The organism is Paenarthrobacter sp. TE3676 (genome assembly GCF_056279165.1).
The window spans coordinates 31,060-47,016 of sequence record NZ_JBWBQU010000009.1 but is presented as its reverse complement, the minus strand read 5'-3'; the positions used below and the strand labels follow the sequence as shown (position 1 = coordinate 47,016).

Here is a 15,957-nt window from a genome sequence, read left to right as displayed (position 1 = left end):
TAAACCACCGCCGCCACGGTCCCGGTAGTATCGGCAAGGAATCCTAAAGACGCTTGGGGGAGTAACAACATGACGGAAGTTCAGGGGCAGCTGTCCTTCACCGATGACATCAGCCGGGATCTGGAATTACAGGAATATGGCCTGGACCCGGCAGTGGATTCCACTCTCCTTCCCAATGCCGCCGTCATGAGCGCACTGCAGAACCTCGTGCGGCTGGCAACGGAGCTTTGTGGCGCTCCGTTTGGCGTGGTCAACATCATCAGCGCGGAATACCAGCACCAAATCGGGGCTTGGGGCGTGGACCCCGGAGTCTGTTCCCGCGAGGATTCCATGTGCGCCAAGGTGTTCCTTTCCCGCGAAAGGACCGTGGTTGCCGATGCGTCACAGGATCCGCGATTCGCAGACAATCCGTTTGTCACCGGTGAAATCGGGAACGTCCGTTTTTATGCATCGGTCCCGCTGCAGACAGAATCGGGATTCGTCCCGGGAACACTGTGCGTCTTCTCGGATAAAACCAATGAGCTGAGTCCGGAACAGCTGAGCATGCTCGAAGTCCTGGCCAAGCAGGTTGTTGAGCTTCTGGAGCTTCAGCACCGCACGGTACAGCTTGACCGCACCTATGCCGAGTTGAGGCACAGCAACGCAAAACTCGCCGCATTCGCCGGCCGCGTCAGCCACGATCTCCGCATTCCCCTCACCACCATCCTGGGCTATGTGGAACTGGTGGAAGACGATCCCGACGTAGAACCGAACAGCACCGCCGCGCGCTATCTGGACCGAATTGGCTCCAGTGGACGGCGGATGCTCGGAATGCTCGAGGATGTGCTGAGCTACTCCCGGGTGGGCGGCGCGATCCAGCCGGCCCAGGTGTCCCTGCGCGAGGTCACCGAAGAAGTTGCCCGTGACTTGGGAATCGAGAATGACGGCGTGGTTGAAGTCCAGGACCTCAGGCTTCACGCCGACCGCGGACAGCTCCGCACGCTGTTGCAAAACCTGCTCTCCAACGCCATGAACTACCGCAGTCCCGACCGTGATCTGCTTGTCAGAATCAGCGGGGTTTCCAACTATCACGGAGCCACGATCTTCGTGGCGGACAACGGTAAGGGCATCAAACCCGAGGACCGCGCCAAGGCCCTGGAACCCTTGGTGCGCCTGCGTCGGGAAGGTGACGGTCCCGGTTCCGGACTCGGCCTGGCCACGTGCAGCAGCATCGCGAAAGCCCATGGTGGCGACCTCACCCTGGCTGAAACTCCCGACGGCGGAACCACCGTTACGATTAGTTTTCCAGCCGGTCTCTAGCCGCTCCGGGGTGTCTCCGGGGTCTTTGGTGTTGCGCCTGCCATCATTCGAGGCATGACCACCTCGTACTTCCGGTAGAGGAAACCATGCAGCGGCCCACCCCAGTCCGCTCACCGTTCACGATCCCGCTCGTAGTCATCGTGCTCTTCATAGCGGCCTGCGTCCCCATGACCACCCAACAGGCACCGCACGCACCAACCGCGGTCATCGGGGCGCCTCCGTCCAGGATCGCCCTCCAACCGTCAATCGTGGACATGACCACGCGCACAGCCGGCACAGCGCCCACCGTTGCCACGTGGCAATACATCAGCGGTGCCCAGACCTTCAACAGTCAGCTCGATGCCCGGCTGCTCAGCATCTTCGATGCCCGGGCCGGCGGTCGCCACGAACCGGCGGCACTGCCGGCTACCCCCGCTGCGCTGCTGGCCGACGGCGTTTCGGTCACCCATGAAATTGTCCTGGCAACCGGAAGCGTTGTTGGATCCAGGTTCGTGCAAACAACCATGGACGGAGGCGTCCGGGCCGCTCGCAGCGAGGAGATCACCTATGAGGACCTCAGCACTGGCGTTGTTACCGGCAGTGCCAGCTTGATCAACCCGGCCATGACCAGCACCTTACGGACAATACTCGGAGACGCCATCGGTGCGGCGTCCCCGACGCAGGCTCCGGGCCCGGACCGGAGCTCGCCAACCGACTCCGTTTCCGACGCCGAGTTGCTCACCGCCGTCGCCTTTACCTCTGCCGGGGACCTCAGCGTCACCGTCCATCGACACCTCGGAACAGGCGCCGCGTTGCCCACCTCCGTCACCGTGACTTTGAATGCCGCAGCAACAGCCGAGGTCATTTCCCCTGCAGGGCAGGCCTTGCGCACCGCGGTCATTTCCGGGGCTCCGTTCAAGGCCCCCCAGCCCGCACCCGGCGGCCTGGCTCCTGTCAACTGCGACCTGGTGGCCTGCGCTGCCCTCACCTACGATGACGGGCCCAACGCCCAGACCACTCGCCTTCTGGCGATACTCGACAAGCACAGAGTGTTCGCCACGTTCTTCCAACAGGGCGGATACGTCAAGGCCAATCCGACGGTGGCGAAGGCGGTGGCAGCTGCGGGTCACACCATCGCAAACCACACCATGAGCCACCCGTACCTCACCAAATTGTCTCCGGCGAGCATTGCGAGCGAGGTCAAGGGAGCCCAAAACGCCATCGAGCAGGCAACGGGAGTGGTGCCCGCCTACGTGAGGCCACCTTACGGAGCAACCAATAAGTCAGTGGCCGCTTCTGTAGGGTTGCCCCAAATTATCTGGGACGTCGACTCCATGGATTGGCAATCCAAGAATAAATCCGTGTTCCTCCCCCGGATCATGAGCCTGGTCAAGCCAGGATCCATCATCCTCCAACACGACGTCCACGCTTCCACCGTGGACGGCCAGTCCGAGCTCATTGCCCAACTCAAAGGCAAGGGCTTCTACCTGGTCACGCTCCCGGAGCTTTTCGCGGGCATCGACCTGAAGCCCGGCGCGTCATACAAGTGCCGCGGAACCGGCCCGGGATGCGTTGCCGGACGCTGACGGCCAAGAACGCTGACCTGGCGGAACTCAACGCTCGACGGCGGCAGGTCGCCGTCGAGCGCTAATTCACTTTGCCAGGGCTACTTGCCCTCCCCGTTTCCTTTGGCTTTCTCAGGCTTTTTCTCGCTCTTGCCGTCGCTCTTTTCCTTGGCGATATCCGTACCCGGCTCCGCTGCGGGTGCTGGCGCCGGTGCCTCTACCGGCGCGGGTGCCGGCTCCTGAAGATTGATCACCTCAGCGGGCTGGTCATCCGCGGGGACAGCTTCGGCAGGCACGGCTTCGGCAGTCGCCGGCGCAACAGGAAGGGCGGGCGCCACCGGCGTCGTCGGCTGCGGCTCAGCCTGGGAAACCCCGGTGTCCGCGGGGTGGGAGGGGTCAGTTGTGTTGCCCGTGGGCGTGAGCCCCTGGGAGAGGATCAGCAACGCAAGCGGAATGGTTACCGCTGCTGCGGCCACACCCCTAACGGTTCTGGGTCGCCGCTTATTGAAGTCCCTAAGGCTGGTGACGGTGGCCTGCCGCTTGGTTGGCGTGCGGAGTGGTGGCCTCGACGGCACGGCCGGCAGCAGCGCGGTCCTGCGCCCGGACTGGATCCCTTCATTCCCGAGCGCCTGCTCGACGTGTTGTGCCGTTGGGCGCTTTTCGGGATCCATGTCCGTCATGGCTTCAAGGAGCTCCCGCAGCGGACCAGGCAATTCCAAGGGGACCTGCGGTGCGCGGTGGAGGCGGGCTGATGCCGTTTCAATAGGCGTGCCCGGGTATTCAGCCTTTCCGGTGAGGCATTCGAGGAGTACCAAGCCCAGCGAGTAGATGTCGCTCGCGGGAGTCAGCGCCAGTCCCTGCGCCTGTTCCGGGCTGAGGTATTGGGCGGTCCCCACTGTAAAGCCTGTTGCGGTGAGGCGGTTGTCGTTCATGACCAGCGCGACGCCAAAGTCCGCCAGCTTCACCGACTGTCCCACGCCGTCGTCGTCGGATACCAGGATGTTGGCCGGCTTGATGTCGCGGTGGATAACTCCATGCTCATGAACCTGGGACAGGGCCCCGGCGAGCCGGATCCCGATGCGCGCGGTCTCGGGAACAGTGAGTGGTCCGTCAGCCAGTATGGCGCGCAAATCCCGGCCATCTGCCAGTTCCATGACCAGATACGCGCGCTCTTCGTCGTTGCGCGTATCGACGCCGGCGTCAAAAGCGGCCACCAACCCTGGGTGATCAAAGGCGGCCAGAAGCCGCATTTCATTTTCCTGGCGGGCACGGAACGACTCATCGCCTGAACCGGGCAGGAAAATCTTGATGGCTACCTCGCGGCCAAGGAGCATGTCCGTTGCCTGGTAGACGGCAGACATGGCACCCCTGCCCAGCAAAGAGCCCAGCTGGTAGCGGCCTTCAAGTGTTTCAGCGGCGTCTATTCCTTCATCGCCTGTTCCTGCGGTTTCGCTGGAGGCGGGGAGTTGGGGGTCCACGGCCTCGTCATTGTTGCCCACGAATGTCACGTCCTTCAGGCATACCTGGAGCCACGGAACCACTGTCCCTGCGTCACCCGGCAATGCCGTCAATCAAACTTTCACGATGGCCGCGCGACCGACTGCTTCAGCCACGAGCGGCCCAGGCAATGAGCCCAAACAGCATCATCCGGTTTCACCAGATCAGTTATCAGGATACTGATTAAATCGCGGGAAGGGCAATGTGAAGGCTCAGCGACTGCGAGAGTCAGCCGGCTTGCAGTCGGTCCACAGCCGCGCGAAGTTCGCCCGCCCGAACGCCCAGCGACCATTCAGCGACGTCGGTGACGAACCGCGTGAACGCCTCGTAATCAAAGGATCCGGCGTTGTTGACGTAGGAGCCCACGCCGTCGATGGCCACCCAGATCCGGATGCAGGCTGCGAACGGATCATCCACCGCGAAGTCACCGGAGCTAACACCATCCTCAATAAGGACGGTCAGCCGCGTCCTGTCCAAGTATTCCTGCGCCAGCAATGCCTCGGACAAAGCCGGACTGAAGCGGGATAGATGCCGGGCATTGAGCCACAGCCTGGTGAGCTCAAATGCGCCATTCCCCTCGATGCGCGAGACGAGGTGGGCCATTCGCTCAAGGGGAGTCCCGTCGTCGGGAAACAGTTCTTCCCGCTCCTCCGAAACGGCGCGCACAAAGGCGGCGATCACCAGGTCCTCGGCGGCCGGGTAGTAGTGGCTGATCAGTCCGGGACGCACCCCCAGGCGGTCAGCTACGGCGCGGAGGGTGATCCGCTCCAGCCCCTCATTCAGGGCAATCGAAGCAGCTTCGACCAGAATTTCGGCGCGGCGCTCGCCGGGTAACTTTCGGACGCGTTGGGATGCGGGGCTTGACACCATGCCGTTCAGTCTATTGGATTAGTGACCAATAGCTCATTGGTCGTGCGACCAATAGTGTCGATGGACCGGTTTCCCAGCGTTGCGAGCCGGACCTTGCCCGAGAGGAACAGCGTTGTCCCACCCTCACATGACCGATCCGGTCAGTTACCCCGAACCGCTTGCCCACCCCGAAACCCGCGGCATCGAAGTCATCGAAGCCTCCGAACGGCACGGCCGCGCCCGCGACCTCTTCCCGGTCTGGGCGGCCCCAAACGTCAGCGTCCTCAACTTCACGGTGGGCGCGTCCCTGATCCTGCTCGGCATGGAACTCTGGCAGGCCTTCGTCGTCATCGTCGCCGGAAGCCTCCCTTGGATCCTCACCGGCATCGTCGCCACCAGTGGTCCGGCAGCGGGGACGTCGGGTTCGGTGATCACCCGCGCCATCTACGGAATCCGCGGCAACAGAGTTGTGGTCGCCTTCTTTGGATGGTTCATCTCCGCAGTCTTCCTGGCCCTGAACTGGCTCGCATCCTCGTTCATGGGCGCTGAACTCCTGGCACAGCTTGGTTTCACGGATCCTGTCCTGGTTCCGGTATTCGTCACCGTCCTGGTTGCCGCGATCACCGTTCTGGTGGCGGTGTTCGGCCACAGCCTGATCCTGCGCAGCTACCCCGTGGTGGCCTCCGTGTTGCTTGCAATCTTCCTGCTGGTTACGGCGTTCGTCCTGCCCCATGTGCAGTGGGGCTACGCTGCACCCGCGCCCTTGGAGGGTGCGCCACTGTGGTCTGCGATGACCATCGGTTTCGCCATCCTCGCCTCCAGTCCCCTGTCCTACTCGAACAGCCCGGACCTGGCCCGCTACCTCCCGAAGTCCACCAAGCGTTCGCACATCATCGCTGCCACAGCGCTTGGGGGCGCCCTGCCCTCCATGTTCTTCACAGCAGTAGGTGCGCTGCTCGCCACGGGAATTGATGCCGCAGCGATGGATCTTGGCATCGAATCGGCGCTCCTCGCCCTGCTCCCGGCCTGGCTCGGACCCATCTTCGTGGTGGGCGTCATCATCAACACCATCTCCCTCAACGGCATGACCACATACACGGCCAGCATGGCGTTCCAGTCCATCGGCGTTCCCATCCGACGCATCCCCTCGGCAGTGGTGGTTGGAGCGATCGGCACTGCGCTGACTATCTATTTGGTGATGTCCACCAGCCTCCTGGACGCCGTCAACCTGATGCTGCAGGTGCTGGTCCTCATATCCGGACCCACCATGACGGTCTTTGCCACGGACGTCATTGCCCGCCGCAACCGCTACCGTGGACAAGACCTCTTCAACGAAAAGCCCGGCAGCCCCTTCTGGTACTCCGGCGGCTGGCACGTCCCCGGGTTGCTCGCCATCGTCGTTGGCGCGTCCGTGGCATCCCTTTTCCTCACCAGCGCCGTGTGGACAGGCCCCATCGCAGCGGCCATGGGCTACCTGGATCTCTCGGTTCCGGTGTCCATGGTGGTTACTTCCGGGGTGTACATCGTCCTGACGCACCTGGCCGCGAAACGCCGCCCTACCGCAATCCCCTCCATCGAAGGAGCCAACGCATGACCACCACCGGGCCGCACCCCGCCCGCTACACCGGCGCCGCCGAGCAGCCAACCCTCGACACCTGGCAGGAGGGACCGCACAACCGCTGGACCTTCGCGCATCTGGGCGAATTACTGCCGACGGCGTCAGTCACCCGCCGCTTCCCGGCCGCCCCGGCTGGGGCTACTGAGCGCTTGAGCTCCTTGGCCGTTCCCCACCTAAGGCAACGGCTGGAGGAGACATACACCGACGCCTTCCTGGTCCTGCACCGCAACGAGGTGATCGCGGAGTACTACCGCCCCGGCTTCGCTCCGGACGATCTTCACCTGGTCATGAGCGTTTCCAAATCCATGTGCGGCTTAGTGGTGGGGGCTTTGGTGGACTCAGGGGACATCGCCCCTTCCGCCCAGGTGGTTGACTATGTCCCCGAGCTGGCCGGATCAGCCTACGACGGCCCCACCGTGCAGCACGTCCTCGATATGGCTCTCCACCTCAACTACAGCGAGGATTACCTGGATCCGGCCTCCGAAGTCCAGACGCATGACCGCTCCTCAGGCTGGCGCACCCGGCAAGCGGACGACCCGGAGGACACGTACGCCTTCCTCACCGCCCTCACGGGCAACGGCACTGCGGGCACGTTCCAGTACTGCTCCGCGAACACGGACGTGCTGGCCTGGATCATCGAGCGCGTGACCGGGCTCCGGTATTCGGACGCACTCTCCAAGTACCTGTGGTCCAAGCTCGATGCAGATCGGGACGCCACCATCACCGTCGATTCCGCCGGGTTCGGCTTCGCGAACGGCGGGGTCTCCTGCACCGCCCGCGACCTCGCGAGGGTGGGCCGGTTAATGCTCGACGGCGGCGTAGGTCCGTCAGGCCGGGTGGTCTCCGAGGGGTGGGTCGGCAGCATCCTCGCGGGCGGAGACCCCGAAGCCATGGCCGACTCCTCATTCACCGCCCTTCACCCCCACGGCTCGTACACCCGGCAGTGGTGGTGCACCGGCAATGAGCGCGGCAATGTCACCGGGATCGGGATCTACGGCCAATACCTCTGGCTCGACCCCGCCACCGATACCGTGATCGTGAAGATGTCCACTTGGCCGGAACCGGACAGCGAGCACCTGCACGGGCTTCAGAACCAACTGCTCCTCGATGTCAGCCGTTCCCTGGATGAGCCACTAGCAACACGAGAAGTCCCAGCAGAAGCAACAGCCCCGGAAAGCAAGGAAAACGCAGCGTGACCACCAAGCTCTACACCAATGCCCGCATCTTCACCTCCGATACCCGCCGCTGGGCTGAAGCGCTGCTCGTTCAAGGCGAGCGCATCCTCTACGTCGGGGACACCGACACCGCGGAACGCCTTCGACCGGACGCCGAGCGGATTGATCTCGAGGGTCGCTTGGTTGTCCCCGGCTTCGTCGACGGCCATGCCCACGTAGTCGGTACTGGCGAAGCCTTGGGGCAGGTCAGCCTGTGGGGTGCCAAGTCAGTGGAGGAGATCCAGCAACGAATCAGGGCAAGGGCAACCGACCGCCCCCATGCTGAGCGGATCCTTGCCACCGGCTGGCTGCATGGCGCAATTCCCGGCGGTGTCCCCGACGCTCCGATGCTCGATGCCGTGGTCCAGGACAAGCCGGTTTACGCTTTCGCCTACGACTTCCACTCCGTGTGGGTGAACTCGGCGGCGCTGGCTGAACTGGGGATTGACGACCACACCAAGGACCCGCACGGCGGCACCATCAAGCGCGACGCAGACGGCCACGCCACCGGCTACATCGACGAGAACGCGTTCTACGACATGGTGCTCCCCTACCTCGATGCCCAGGTAGGCAAGGAGGAGCACGAGGCCAGCATCGCCGCCGTCCAGCAGGCCTACCGCGAGACCGGCGTGACCACCGCGTGCGATATGGGGTTCAACGAGACTGACCTCGAAGGCTTTAAGCGTGCCGACAAAGACGGAACACTAACCAGCCGGCTCATCGCCTACTGGCGCGTCAACAACGCTGGATCGACGGAGGAAAACATCGCCCAGGTCCAGCGGGCGGCGGCGCTCGCCGTCGAGCATGAATCGCCGTTCCTTCGCGTGGTGGGAATCAAGGTCATCATTGACGGCACCATCGACGGGTGCACGGCCACCCTCGGAATGCCGTACGCCGATGGTTCGAACGCGGAACCGATCTGGAGCCTGGAGGAACTCGCGCCAGTGGTTGCCGCTGCCGATGCCGCCGGTTTGAAGGTTGCCATGCATGCCATCGGCGACGAATCGGTGCGGATCGCCATCGGAGCTGTGGAACACGCCGTGGCAGAGAACGGGCCCCGCGAACGCCGCCACCGCATCGAGCATCTCGAGTTGGTGGACAGGGCCGACGTCGATCGCCTCGCCGCACTGGGCATCACCGCAAGCATGCAACCGGTCCACGCCGATCCTGCCATCAGCGAAAACTGGGCGGCCAAATTGGGTGATGACCGCGTGGAGCGCGGCTTCCCGTGGCCATGGATTACTGAGGCGGGAGCACGGCTGGCCTTTGGCACGGACTCCCCCACGTCCCCGCACGCGCCGTTGCCCAACATGTACGTAGCCACCACCCGGGCTTCGGCCTTGGACGCTTCCGCTGGAACCAATGTCCCCGGCTTCGCCCTGCCCCTCGCCGAGTCGATCGAACATGCAACGCGCGACTCCGCGTGGACCTGCGGGGCGGAGCACCAAATTGGTCGGCTGACTGCTGGCCTGTACGCGGACTTCGTGGTCCTGGACACCGATGTGCTTGCGTCCAGGAGCCCGGCCTCGTTGCTGGAAGCGAAGGTCCTGCAGACGGTGGTGGGCGGGCGGACTGTGTACGAAATGGACCAGGCCAAGAAGCACTAGCCACAAGCAAAGCGCCCGACGGCGACCTCCCGCCGTCGGGCGCTTCATTACGTGACGTAACGGTCGTACGTGACGCAGGAAACTGCGGGCCGGCGCACCCGCAAGGCACAATGGAAAGCATGACCCTCACAACTTTCGCCCTCGTCCGCCATGGCCAGACCGATTGGAACGCAGAGCGCCGGTTGCAGGGGTCCACTGACATCCCGCTGAACGACGTCGGCCGCGGCCAGGCGCGCGACGCCGTCGCCTTCCTGTCGGACCAGTCGTGGGACGCAGTGGTGTCCTCGCCGCTGGGCCGTGCAGCCGAAACTGCGGAGATCATCGCCGAAGGACTAGGCCTGAAGGTTGCGCGGCTGGTTCCCGAGCTGACGGAACGCAGCTTCGGACCCGCCGAAGGGCTGCAGGCCGGCCCCGAACTGGAGGCACTCCGCATACCGGGAGGTTTCCGCGGAGGCGAATCCGACGAGGCAGCGGCTGACCGTGGCATGGCTGCCTTGGAAGAGCTGGCCGGAGAGTTCGCCGGCAAGCGCGTCCTGGTGGTGGCGCACGGTACTTTGATCCGACTGACGTTGAGCCGGGCTATCGGGCGCACTTTGGACAGCGTGCAGAATGCAGTGCTCAACCTGGCCCATCACCACGTCACTGACGGCTGGCAACTGGAGTACTTCAACGGCGAGCGTGTCACGGCCGACGTCGAGGCCTGATTTCAGGTAACCAGCGCGGCGGCGTTCAGCGTCGCGGCGCCGTTTCCAGCACCATTGAGGCCAGCTCCTTGGCAATGCCAACGGCTTGGGGTTGCGCGTCGAGGTTGGAACCGGCGACTGCGCCGTCATACAGCAGGCAAAGCCGCGCGGATACGTCCCCCGGATGGGCGTAGCCCGCGTCCTCGCATAAGGACAACATGGCGTTGGCCATCCAGTCACGGAATGTGCGCAGCGCGGCGGACTCAACGCTCCCGGGGCGGGCTTCGGCATTTGCGTTGGCAAACGGGCAGCCTTTGTAGCCCGGCTCGGCAACGGCCTCCCCGAGGGCCTCAAAGATGGCCAGCAGCTTGTGGGCGGGGTCGTCCAACCCATGCTGGAATTTGGCAATTCGATCGCGTCGGCGTTGGTCGCGTCCCGCCAGGTAGGCGGCGATGAGATCGTCTTTGCCGGAAAAGTTATAGAACAAGGAGCCCTTGGCGACCCCCGCTTCTTCGATGACCCTGTCAATCCCCACCGTATGGACGCCCTCGGAGTAGAACAATCGGTCTGCAGCCTCGAGGAGTCGCTGACGTGCGGGAACCTTGGCAGGGGACATAGCAGCAGCATATCAGACAGATCTGTCTAAATTTTCTTGACTTTATTGAACAGACCTGTCTAACTAAAGCTGATAGACCACTCTGCTCAAGGAGCCTTCCCTTGCCTCGTTCCACCCCCTCCAAGTCGACATTCATCGGGCTCGCCGCGGTGTTCGCAGCGTTCTTTTTTGCAGCGGGAGCGCCCACACCCCTACTCTCCCTTCGCCAACAGGAGTGGGGCTTTTCTGCCGCCACGCTGAGCATCGCCTTCTCCATCTACGCGATCGGTCTGCTGGCAGCACTCCTCATCGGAGGGTCATTATCCGACCATTTGGGGCGCCGCCCGGTCATGCTCCTGGCCCTCTACGGCGAACTGCTTTCCATGGCCGTCTTCATCTTTGCCCCCAGCATCTCCTGGGTGATCGCTGCTCGAGCACTCCAGGGTCTCGCCACGGGGCTGGCAACCAGCGCCTTCAATGCCGCCATCGCCGAACACGCACCCCCTCACCGCAAGAAGCTGGCCGGAGGGCTTGCGGGTGCATCCGTAGCCGGCGGCCTTGGCGTTGGGGCGCTCGTGACCGGAGCCGCAGTTCAATTCACATCTGACGCAAATACGCTGATCTTCGCCATCCTTGCCGTGGTCATGGTCATCGCGGTCGTCTACGTGAGCCTCACGGAAGAAACAGTCACACCCAGGCCAGGAGCGTTTCGATCGCTTGCCCCTCGGCTGGGATTGCCGGCTTCAATCCGTCGGGAGTTCGGCGCCGGCCTGCCGGTCCACATCGCGGGTTGGATGTTCCCGGCACTGTTTCTTGGGCTCTCACCAGCATTGCTTAGAGTCCAATTCGGACTGGAGGGCGGGCTGGTTGCGGGCTTCACGGCTTTCCTGGGGCCGTTCACCGCGGCACTGGCAGGCTTCTATTTCACCCGGCATCCCGCCCGTCACAGCACACTGGCAGGAGTATCCCTGGTACTCGCTGGAATCATTGTGGTCCTGGTCGGGATCAGCGCATCCTGGTTGCCTGCAATCTGGATTGGCGCAGTGCTTGGAGGCGTTGGTTTTGGTGGATCTTTCGGCGGTCAGCTTCGCTTGATCGCACCCTTGGTTGAACCTCAGCAACGCGCGGGGGTATTTGCCGGCATTTACATCGCCGCGTACCTCGCGTTCAGCATCCCGGTTGTCATTGCCGGCTTACTGGTTCCCACGTGGGGAATCATCCTGACATTGCAGGCCTATGCGGCGACCCTCTTGGCGTTCGCTGCAGCGGGTGTGGTGATTCAGGCGGTGCGCCTTCGCAGGGAAGCGGCGGAGAAACCTTTGTTGGTGAGCGTAGACGCCTGATGGCTCCTCGCGAACGCCTGACAAACAGGCACCTCAAACAAGCCAACTACCGCTCTTCGAGCCGCGCTTTCAGCTGCTCAGCATAGTCCGCGTAGGCTGCGGCAATCTCTTCCAGGTCAACCGTTTGCGGGAAGTCGATCACGGGCTGGTGTTCTGCCAGGTAGTTGGTGGTTTCTTCGACAATCAGCTGCTCGTCGAAGCCGCCCAGGCCCACCTCGGCAAGGAAGTCCGGGTTGGTGTGAACCAGGGATTCCCCGTTCTGCCCTTCCGATGCCCAACGCACCAAGTACTCGTTCTGATTGACCAGTTCAATGTCGAATGACTTCTCCATGGCAGCAGCCTACGCCGTTAGCTAGCAGGCGCTGAGACATCCCGGACAGCGATGAGCTCAAGCAGGGCCTCTGCCTTGAGCCCAAGAAGGGCGGCTGCAAGGTTTCCCACCAAATCAAGCACATACTCGCTGGTGGCACTCCCGGCGAGCACATCCATGACAAGGCCGTCTTCCTGGGCAACAAGGGTCCGGGCAATTTTGGCTGGATCCAGCAGCGGAGAGAACTCACCTGAGCTGGTTCCGGCGTCGATGATTTCCCGGTAGACGCGTTCCTGTGCGCTGGTGAGCTCTTCCTGGATCCGGCGTTGTTCGGCGTCGCGGAGCATGTGGGGCCAGTACTCGTACAGAATCCGGGAGACGTCGTCGTCCAGTCCTGCAGTAGTGCCGGCGCCGATGACGGCGGCGAGCCTGGCGGTGGGAGTCATGTTCAGGTCAACGGCTTCGGCGAGCTTCTCCAGAAATCTGCCGGAGGAAGCCTGCACGGCGGCAGCGATGATGTCGGCATGGCTGCCGAAGTAGTAGAGCACTGCGTTGGCGGCCATGCCTGCCTCGGCGGCAATGGCGCGGAGCGTGGCGCCCTCAGCGCCGTCGCGGGCTGCCACGGCCTGTGCTGCCGCAACGATTTCCTGCCGCCGAATGTCCTTCTTGTCTACCTTGGCCACTGCCGCTCCCCGTGGACGCTTGAAGATTCCTGTTGACATTGACTCTAGACCGGTATTGAATGGCATTCAAATTTGAATGTGATTCAAATTACTGATTCCAGATACGACTTACTGATTCAACGAGGAGTCTCCGTGTCACATCCCCCGTCCCCCACCCCACTCGCAAGCGACCCAACCCCAAAAGACGCACCATCAAAGAGCCCGGCACCAAGCGAGCCAACGTCCAAGGGCCTGAAAGCAGGCTCCATCGGCATCGGACCGACCGTGGCCCTCGGACTGGCCGCCGTCGCTCCGGCCTATAGCCTGGCCGTGACGCTCGGCTTTGTGGTCCTTGCCGTGGGAGCGAGCACCCCTGCCGCGTTCCTGCTGGGCTTCGTCCCCATCCTGTTCACCGCCCTCGCGTTCAGGGACCTCAACAAGGAAATGCCCGACTGCGGTGGCGTGTTCGTCTGGATCACCCGCGTTTTCGGGCCCACCGCTGGCTGGTTCCTTGGCGGATGGGTGCCACAAGTGGCCACCTTCATTGCGAGCGCCGCACTCGCCCAAGTGGCCACCACTTATCTGCTCAACTTTTTTGGTCTGGCCTGGATCGCCGCGGAACCGATCGCCGTAGCTGCCATCGCATGCGGGCTGATCGCCTTGAGTGCACGGATCGCGGCGAGGGGAATCGAACTCTCCGCCTGGGTACAGTACGCGCTGATTGGCCTCCAGCTAGTGGCACTGGGCGGATTCTGTGTCGCCGCCTTCACGGCCATGGCCACGGGCAACGCCACAGGCGGCGCCGAAAAGCCGGGCCTGGAATGGTTCAACCCCTTTGCGTCAGGAGACATGTCCGGACTCGTGTCCGGCGTCATCCTGTGCCTGTTCATCTACTGGGGCTGGGATGCACTGATCGCCGTGAACGAGGAAACCACGGACCGCAAGGGAACGCCCGGTAAGGCAGTGGTCATCACCACGGTCATCCTCCTGTTCTTCTATGTAGTGACCGCTACGGCCGCCGTCGGATACGCCGGAACTGCAAGCATCACCAACCCGGAAACCGTCTCGGATGTCCTTTCAGTCCTCGGGCCGCAGGCGACCGGAGAAGTGTTTGGCCAGGTCATCATCTTGGCGGTGGGACTTTCGGCTTTGGCAGCACTGATGACTGTTGCTGTCAGCACGCCGCGGACCTGGCTCAGCATGGGCACGTATGGCGCGCTGCCCAAGTCGACCACGAAGATGCATCCCAAGAGGGGAACGCCTACCACCTCCATCGCCTGGTGGGCAATCATCACCATGGCCATAACGTTGGGGTTGACGGCAATCAGCCCGGACTTCATCGGGCTGGGTATCCTTTCGGTGGGCCTGATGATAGCGGCCTATTACGCCGCGACAGCCTTGGCCTCGGTGGTGTACTTCGCCCCGCTGATGCGCACCTCTGCATCGGCGCTGATCCTGAAGGGCATCCTTCCCGGCCTCGGAGCACTCCTCATGATCGGAGCGTTCGCATACAGCGCCGTCGACATGCTGTCCCCCGAGTACGTCGGGCTGTCGTGGATGGGCATCGGATCTGTGTTCTGGATAGGCATCGGTGCGCTGATCCTGGGCCTGCTGGTCACCGCGATCCTGAGGACCCGGCTGCGCCGTTTCTTCTCAGGCGAATCCATCCCCCGCGGAAACATCACCACCCGCCACCAACTTCCGTCCATCCTCAGCAACGACACTCATCACAACGAAACCGAGGCATAAATGCGCATCCTGTCCATCGCAGCCATTCAGACCAACCCCGTCCCCAATGATCTCGAGGCCACGTGGGCCCGGTTCGAGGCCCAAGCCGAATCAGCCAAGAAACTGGGCCCGGATGTGGACGTCATCGTGGTTCCGGAACTGCTGCTTTCCGCGCCGGGCGAGTTCCTGCTCCCGGACCCCGACGGCGAAACCCGTTCCGCCGCGCCCATCCCGAGCCCACTCACCCACCGCATCTCCGCGCTGGCCCGCAGGCTGAACGTGTGGCTTGTGCCCGGCTCACTGCTGGAAACGGATAATGGGAACACGTACAACACCGCCATTGCTGTCTCCCCGCAAGGAGAAATTGTGGCGCGCTACAGGAAGCTCTTCCCGTGGCGACCGTTCGAAACCACCACTCCTGGCGATTCCTTCGTCACTTTCGACATCCCCGGCTGTGGACGCATCGGCCTGGCCATCTGCTTTGACGGCAGCTTCCCCGAAGTCGCCCGCCAATTGGCATGGCTCGGCGCAGAGGTCATCATCCAGCCCACACTCACCACCACGCGGGACCGCGCCATGGAAATCGTCATGTCCCAGGCCAACGCCTTCGCCAACCAGGTGTACGTGGTGAACGTCAACGGAGCATCCCCCTCCGGCGTGGGCGAGAGCGTCATCGTCGACCCCGAGGGCACCATCATGCAGCACGCCCGGGGCGGTGAGGAGATCCTGTTCGCCGTCCTGGACTTGGACCGCGTCACCCAGCTCCGCCGCTATGGAACTCACGGCATCAACCGCCCTTGGGCCCAGCTCCGGGACCAGGAAGGCCTGCTGCGCTTCCCGATGTTCGGCGGAGCTCACTTCCAATCGCCGGAGTGGAGTGGCGATTCCACTTCAGCACGGCAGGGCAGCGGCAGCCGACGGGCCTGACGACACGCCCAACCTGAGAAGCGTTCGACGGCGGGCTGCCGCCGTCGAACGTTTTTTCCTCACCCTAGAGAAGATCAGGTT

At 63.2% G+C, this 15,957-nt stretch carries 14 protein-coding genes; 9 read left to right on the top strand and 5 right to left on the bottom strand.

The genetic code is table 11. The features are described from left to right. The first annotated feature begins 69 nt into the window (after positions 1-69). Positions 70-1,299, top strand: coding sequence for a GAF domain-containing sensor histidine kinase (locus ACZ881_RS19505; RefSeq protein WP_476117676.1), 1,230 nt, complete (start codon positions 70-72; stop codon positions 1,297-1,299). Positions 1,300-1,385: 86 nt separating this feature from the next. Next, positions 1,386-2,864, top strand: coding sequence for a polysaccharide deacetylase family protein (locus ACZ881_RS19500; protein WP_476117675.1), 1,479 nt, complete (start codon positions 1,386-1,388; stop codon positions 2,862-2,864). An 80-nt stretch (positions 2,865-2,944) separates the two neighbouring features. Here ACZ881_RS19500 and ACZ881_RS19495 read toward each other — a convergent pair whose 3' ends face one another. Both ACZ881_RS19495 and ACZ881_RS19490 read right to left on the bottom strand, forming a co-directional pair. Then, positions 2,945-4,342 carry a serine/threonine-protein kinase gene (locus ACZ881_RS19495; RefSeq protein ID WP_476117674.1) on the bottom strand — a complete coding sequence of 466 codons (1,398 nt, stop codon included), beginning with the start codon at positions 4,340-4,342 and terminating at the stop codon, positions 2,945-2,947. Between the two features lie 226 nt (positions 4,343-4,568). Beyond that, complete coding sequence (locus ACZ881_RS19490) at positions 4,569-5,210, bottom strand: TetR/AcrR family transcriptional regulator (RefSeq protein WP_476117673.1); 642 nt, start codon at positions 5,208-5,210, stop codon at positions 4,569-4,571. A 127-nt stretch (positions 5,211-5,337) separates the two neighbouring features. Between ACZ881_RS19490 and ACZ881_RS19485 the strand changes: the two genes are divergently transcribed. The 4 genes from ACZ881_RS19485 (at position 5,338) to ACZ881_RS19470 (ending at position 10,332) form a co-directional block, all read left to right on the top strand. Then, positions 5,338-6,783: a purine-cytosine permease family protein gene (locus ACZ881_RS19485; RefSeq protein ID WP_476117672.1), complete on the top strand. Its 1,446-nt coding sequence runs from the start codon at positions 5,338-5,340 to the stop codon at positions 6,781-6,783. Further along, the gene (locus ACZ881_RS19480) at positions 6,780-8,003 is read left to right on the top strand and encodes a serine hydrolase domain-containing protein (RefSeq protein WP_476117671.1); all 1,224 of its coding nucleotides are present in this window, start codon (positions 6,780-6,782) and stop codon (positions 8,001-8,003) included. Before ACZ881_RS19485 ends, ACZ881_RS19480 begins: the two co-directional genes overlap by 4 nt. Continuing rightward, positions 8,000-9,628: an amidohydrolase gene (locus ACZ881_RS19475; RefSeq protein WP_476117670.1), complete on the top strand. Its 1,629-nt coding sequence runs from the start codon at positions 8,000-8,002 to the stop codon at positions 9,626-9,628. The genes ACZ881_RS19480 and ACZ881_RS19475 overlap by 4 nt, the downstream gene beginning before the upstream one ends. Positions 9,629-9,738: 110 nt before the next feature. Further along, positions 9,739-10,332 (top strand): histidine phosphatase family protein, encoded by a 594-nt coding sequence (locus tag ACZ881_RS19470; protein WP_476117669.1) that lies wholly within the window; start codon positions 9,739-9,741, stop codon positions 10,330-10,332. Positions 10,333-10,357: 25 nt separating this feature from the next. Here the strand turns inward: ACZ881_RS19470 and ACZ881_RS19465 are convergent, their stop codons facing one another. Continuing rightward, on the bottom strand, positions 10,358-10,927 hold the full coding sequence (locus ACZ881_RS19465; protein WP_091463821.1) for a TetR/AcrR family transcriptional regulator: 570 nt from the start codon (positions 10,925-10,927) through the stop codon (positions 10,358-10,360). A gap of 101 nt (positions 10,928-11,028) precedes the next feature. Here ACZ881_RS19465 and ACZ881_RS19460 point away from each other — a divergent pair, with 101 nt between their 5' ends. Continuing rightward, entirely contained in the window at positions 11,029-12,249 is a 1,221-nt protein-coding gene (locus ACZ881_RS19460; RefSeq protein WP_476117668.1) for an MFS transporter, read from the top strand. A 46-nt stretch (positions 12,250-12,295) separates the two neighbouring features. Here the strand turns inward: ACZ881_RS19460 and ACZ881_RS19455 are convergent, their stop codons facing one another. Both ACZ881_RS19455 and ACZ881_RS19450 read right to left on the bottom strand, forming a co-directional pair. Next, positions 12,296-12,580: a hypothetical protein gene (locus ACZ881_RS19455; RefSeq protein ID WP_091463824.1), complete on the bottom strand. Its 285-nt coding sequence runs from the start codon at positions 12,578-12,580 to the stop codon at positions 12,296-12,298. Between the two features lie 17 nt (positions 12,581-12,597). After that, positions 12,598-13,281: a TetR family transcriptional regulator gene (locus ACZ881_RS19450; RefSeq protein WP_476117667.1), complete on the bottom strand. Its 684-nt coding sequence runs from the start codon at positions 13,279-13,281 to the stop codon at positions 12,598-12,600. A 93-nt stretch (positions 13,282-13,374) separates the two neighbouring features. Here ACZ881_RS19450 and ACZ881_RS19445 point away from each other — a divergent pair, with 93 nt between their 5' ends. Together ACZ881_RS19445 and ACZ881_RS19440 are read left to right on the top strand one after the other, a co-directional pair. Next, positions 13,375-14,970: an APC family permease gene (locus ACZ881_RS19445; RefSeq protein WP_476117666.1), complete on the top strand. Its 1,596-nt coding sequence runs from the start codon at positions 13,375-13,377 to the stop codon at positions 14,968-14,970. After that, complete coding sequence (locus ACZ881_RS19440; protein WP_476117665.1) at positions 14,971-15,876, top strand: carbon-nitrogen hydrolase family protein; 906 nt, start codon at positions 14,971-14,973, stop codon at positions 15,874-15,876. It abuts the gene before it with no gap. Positions 15,877-15,957: the final 81 nt, after the last annotated feature.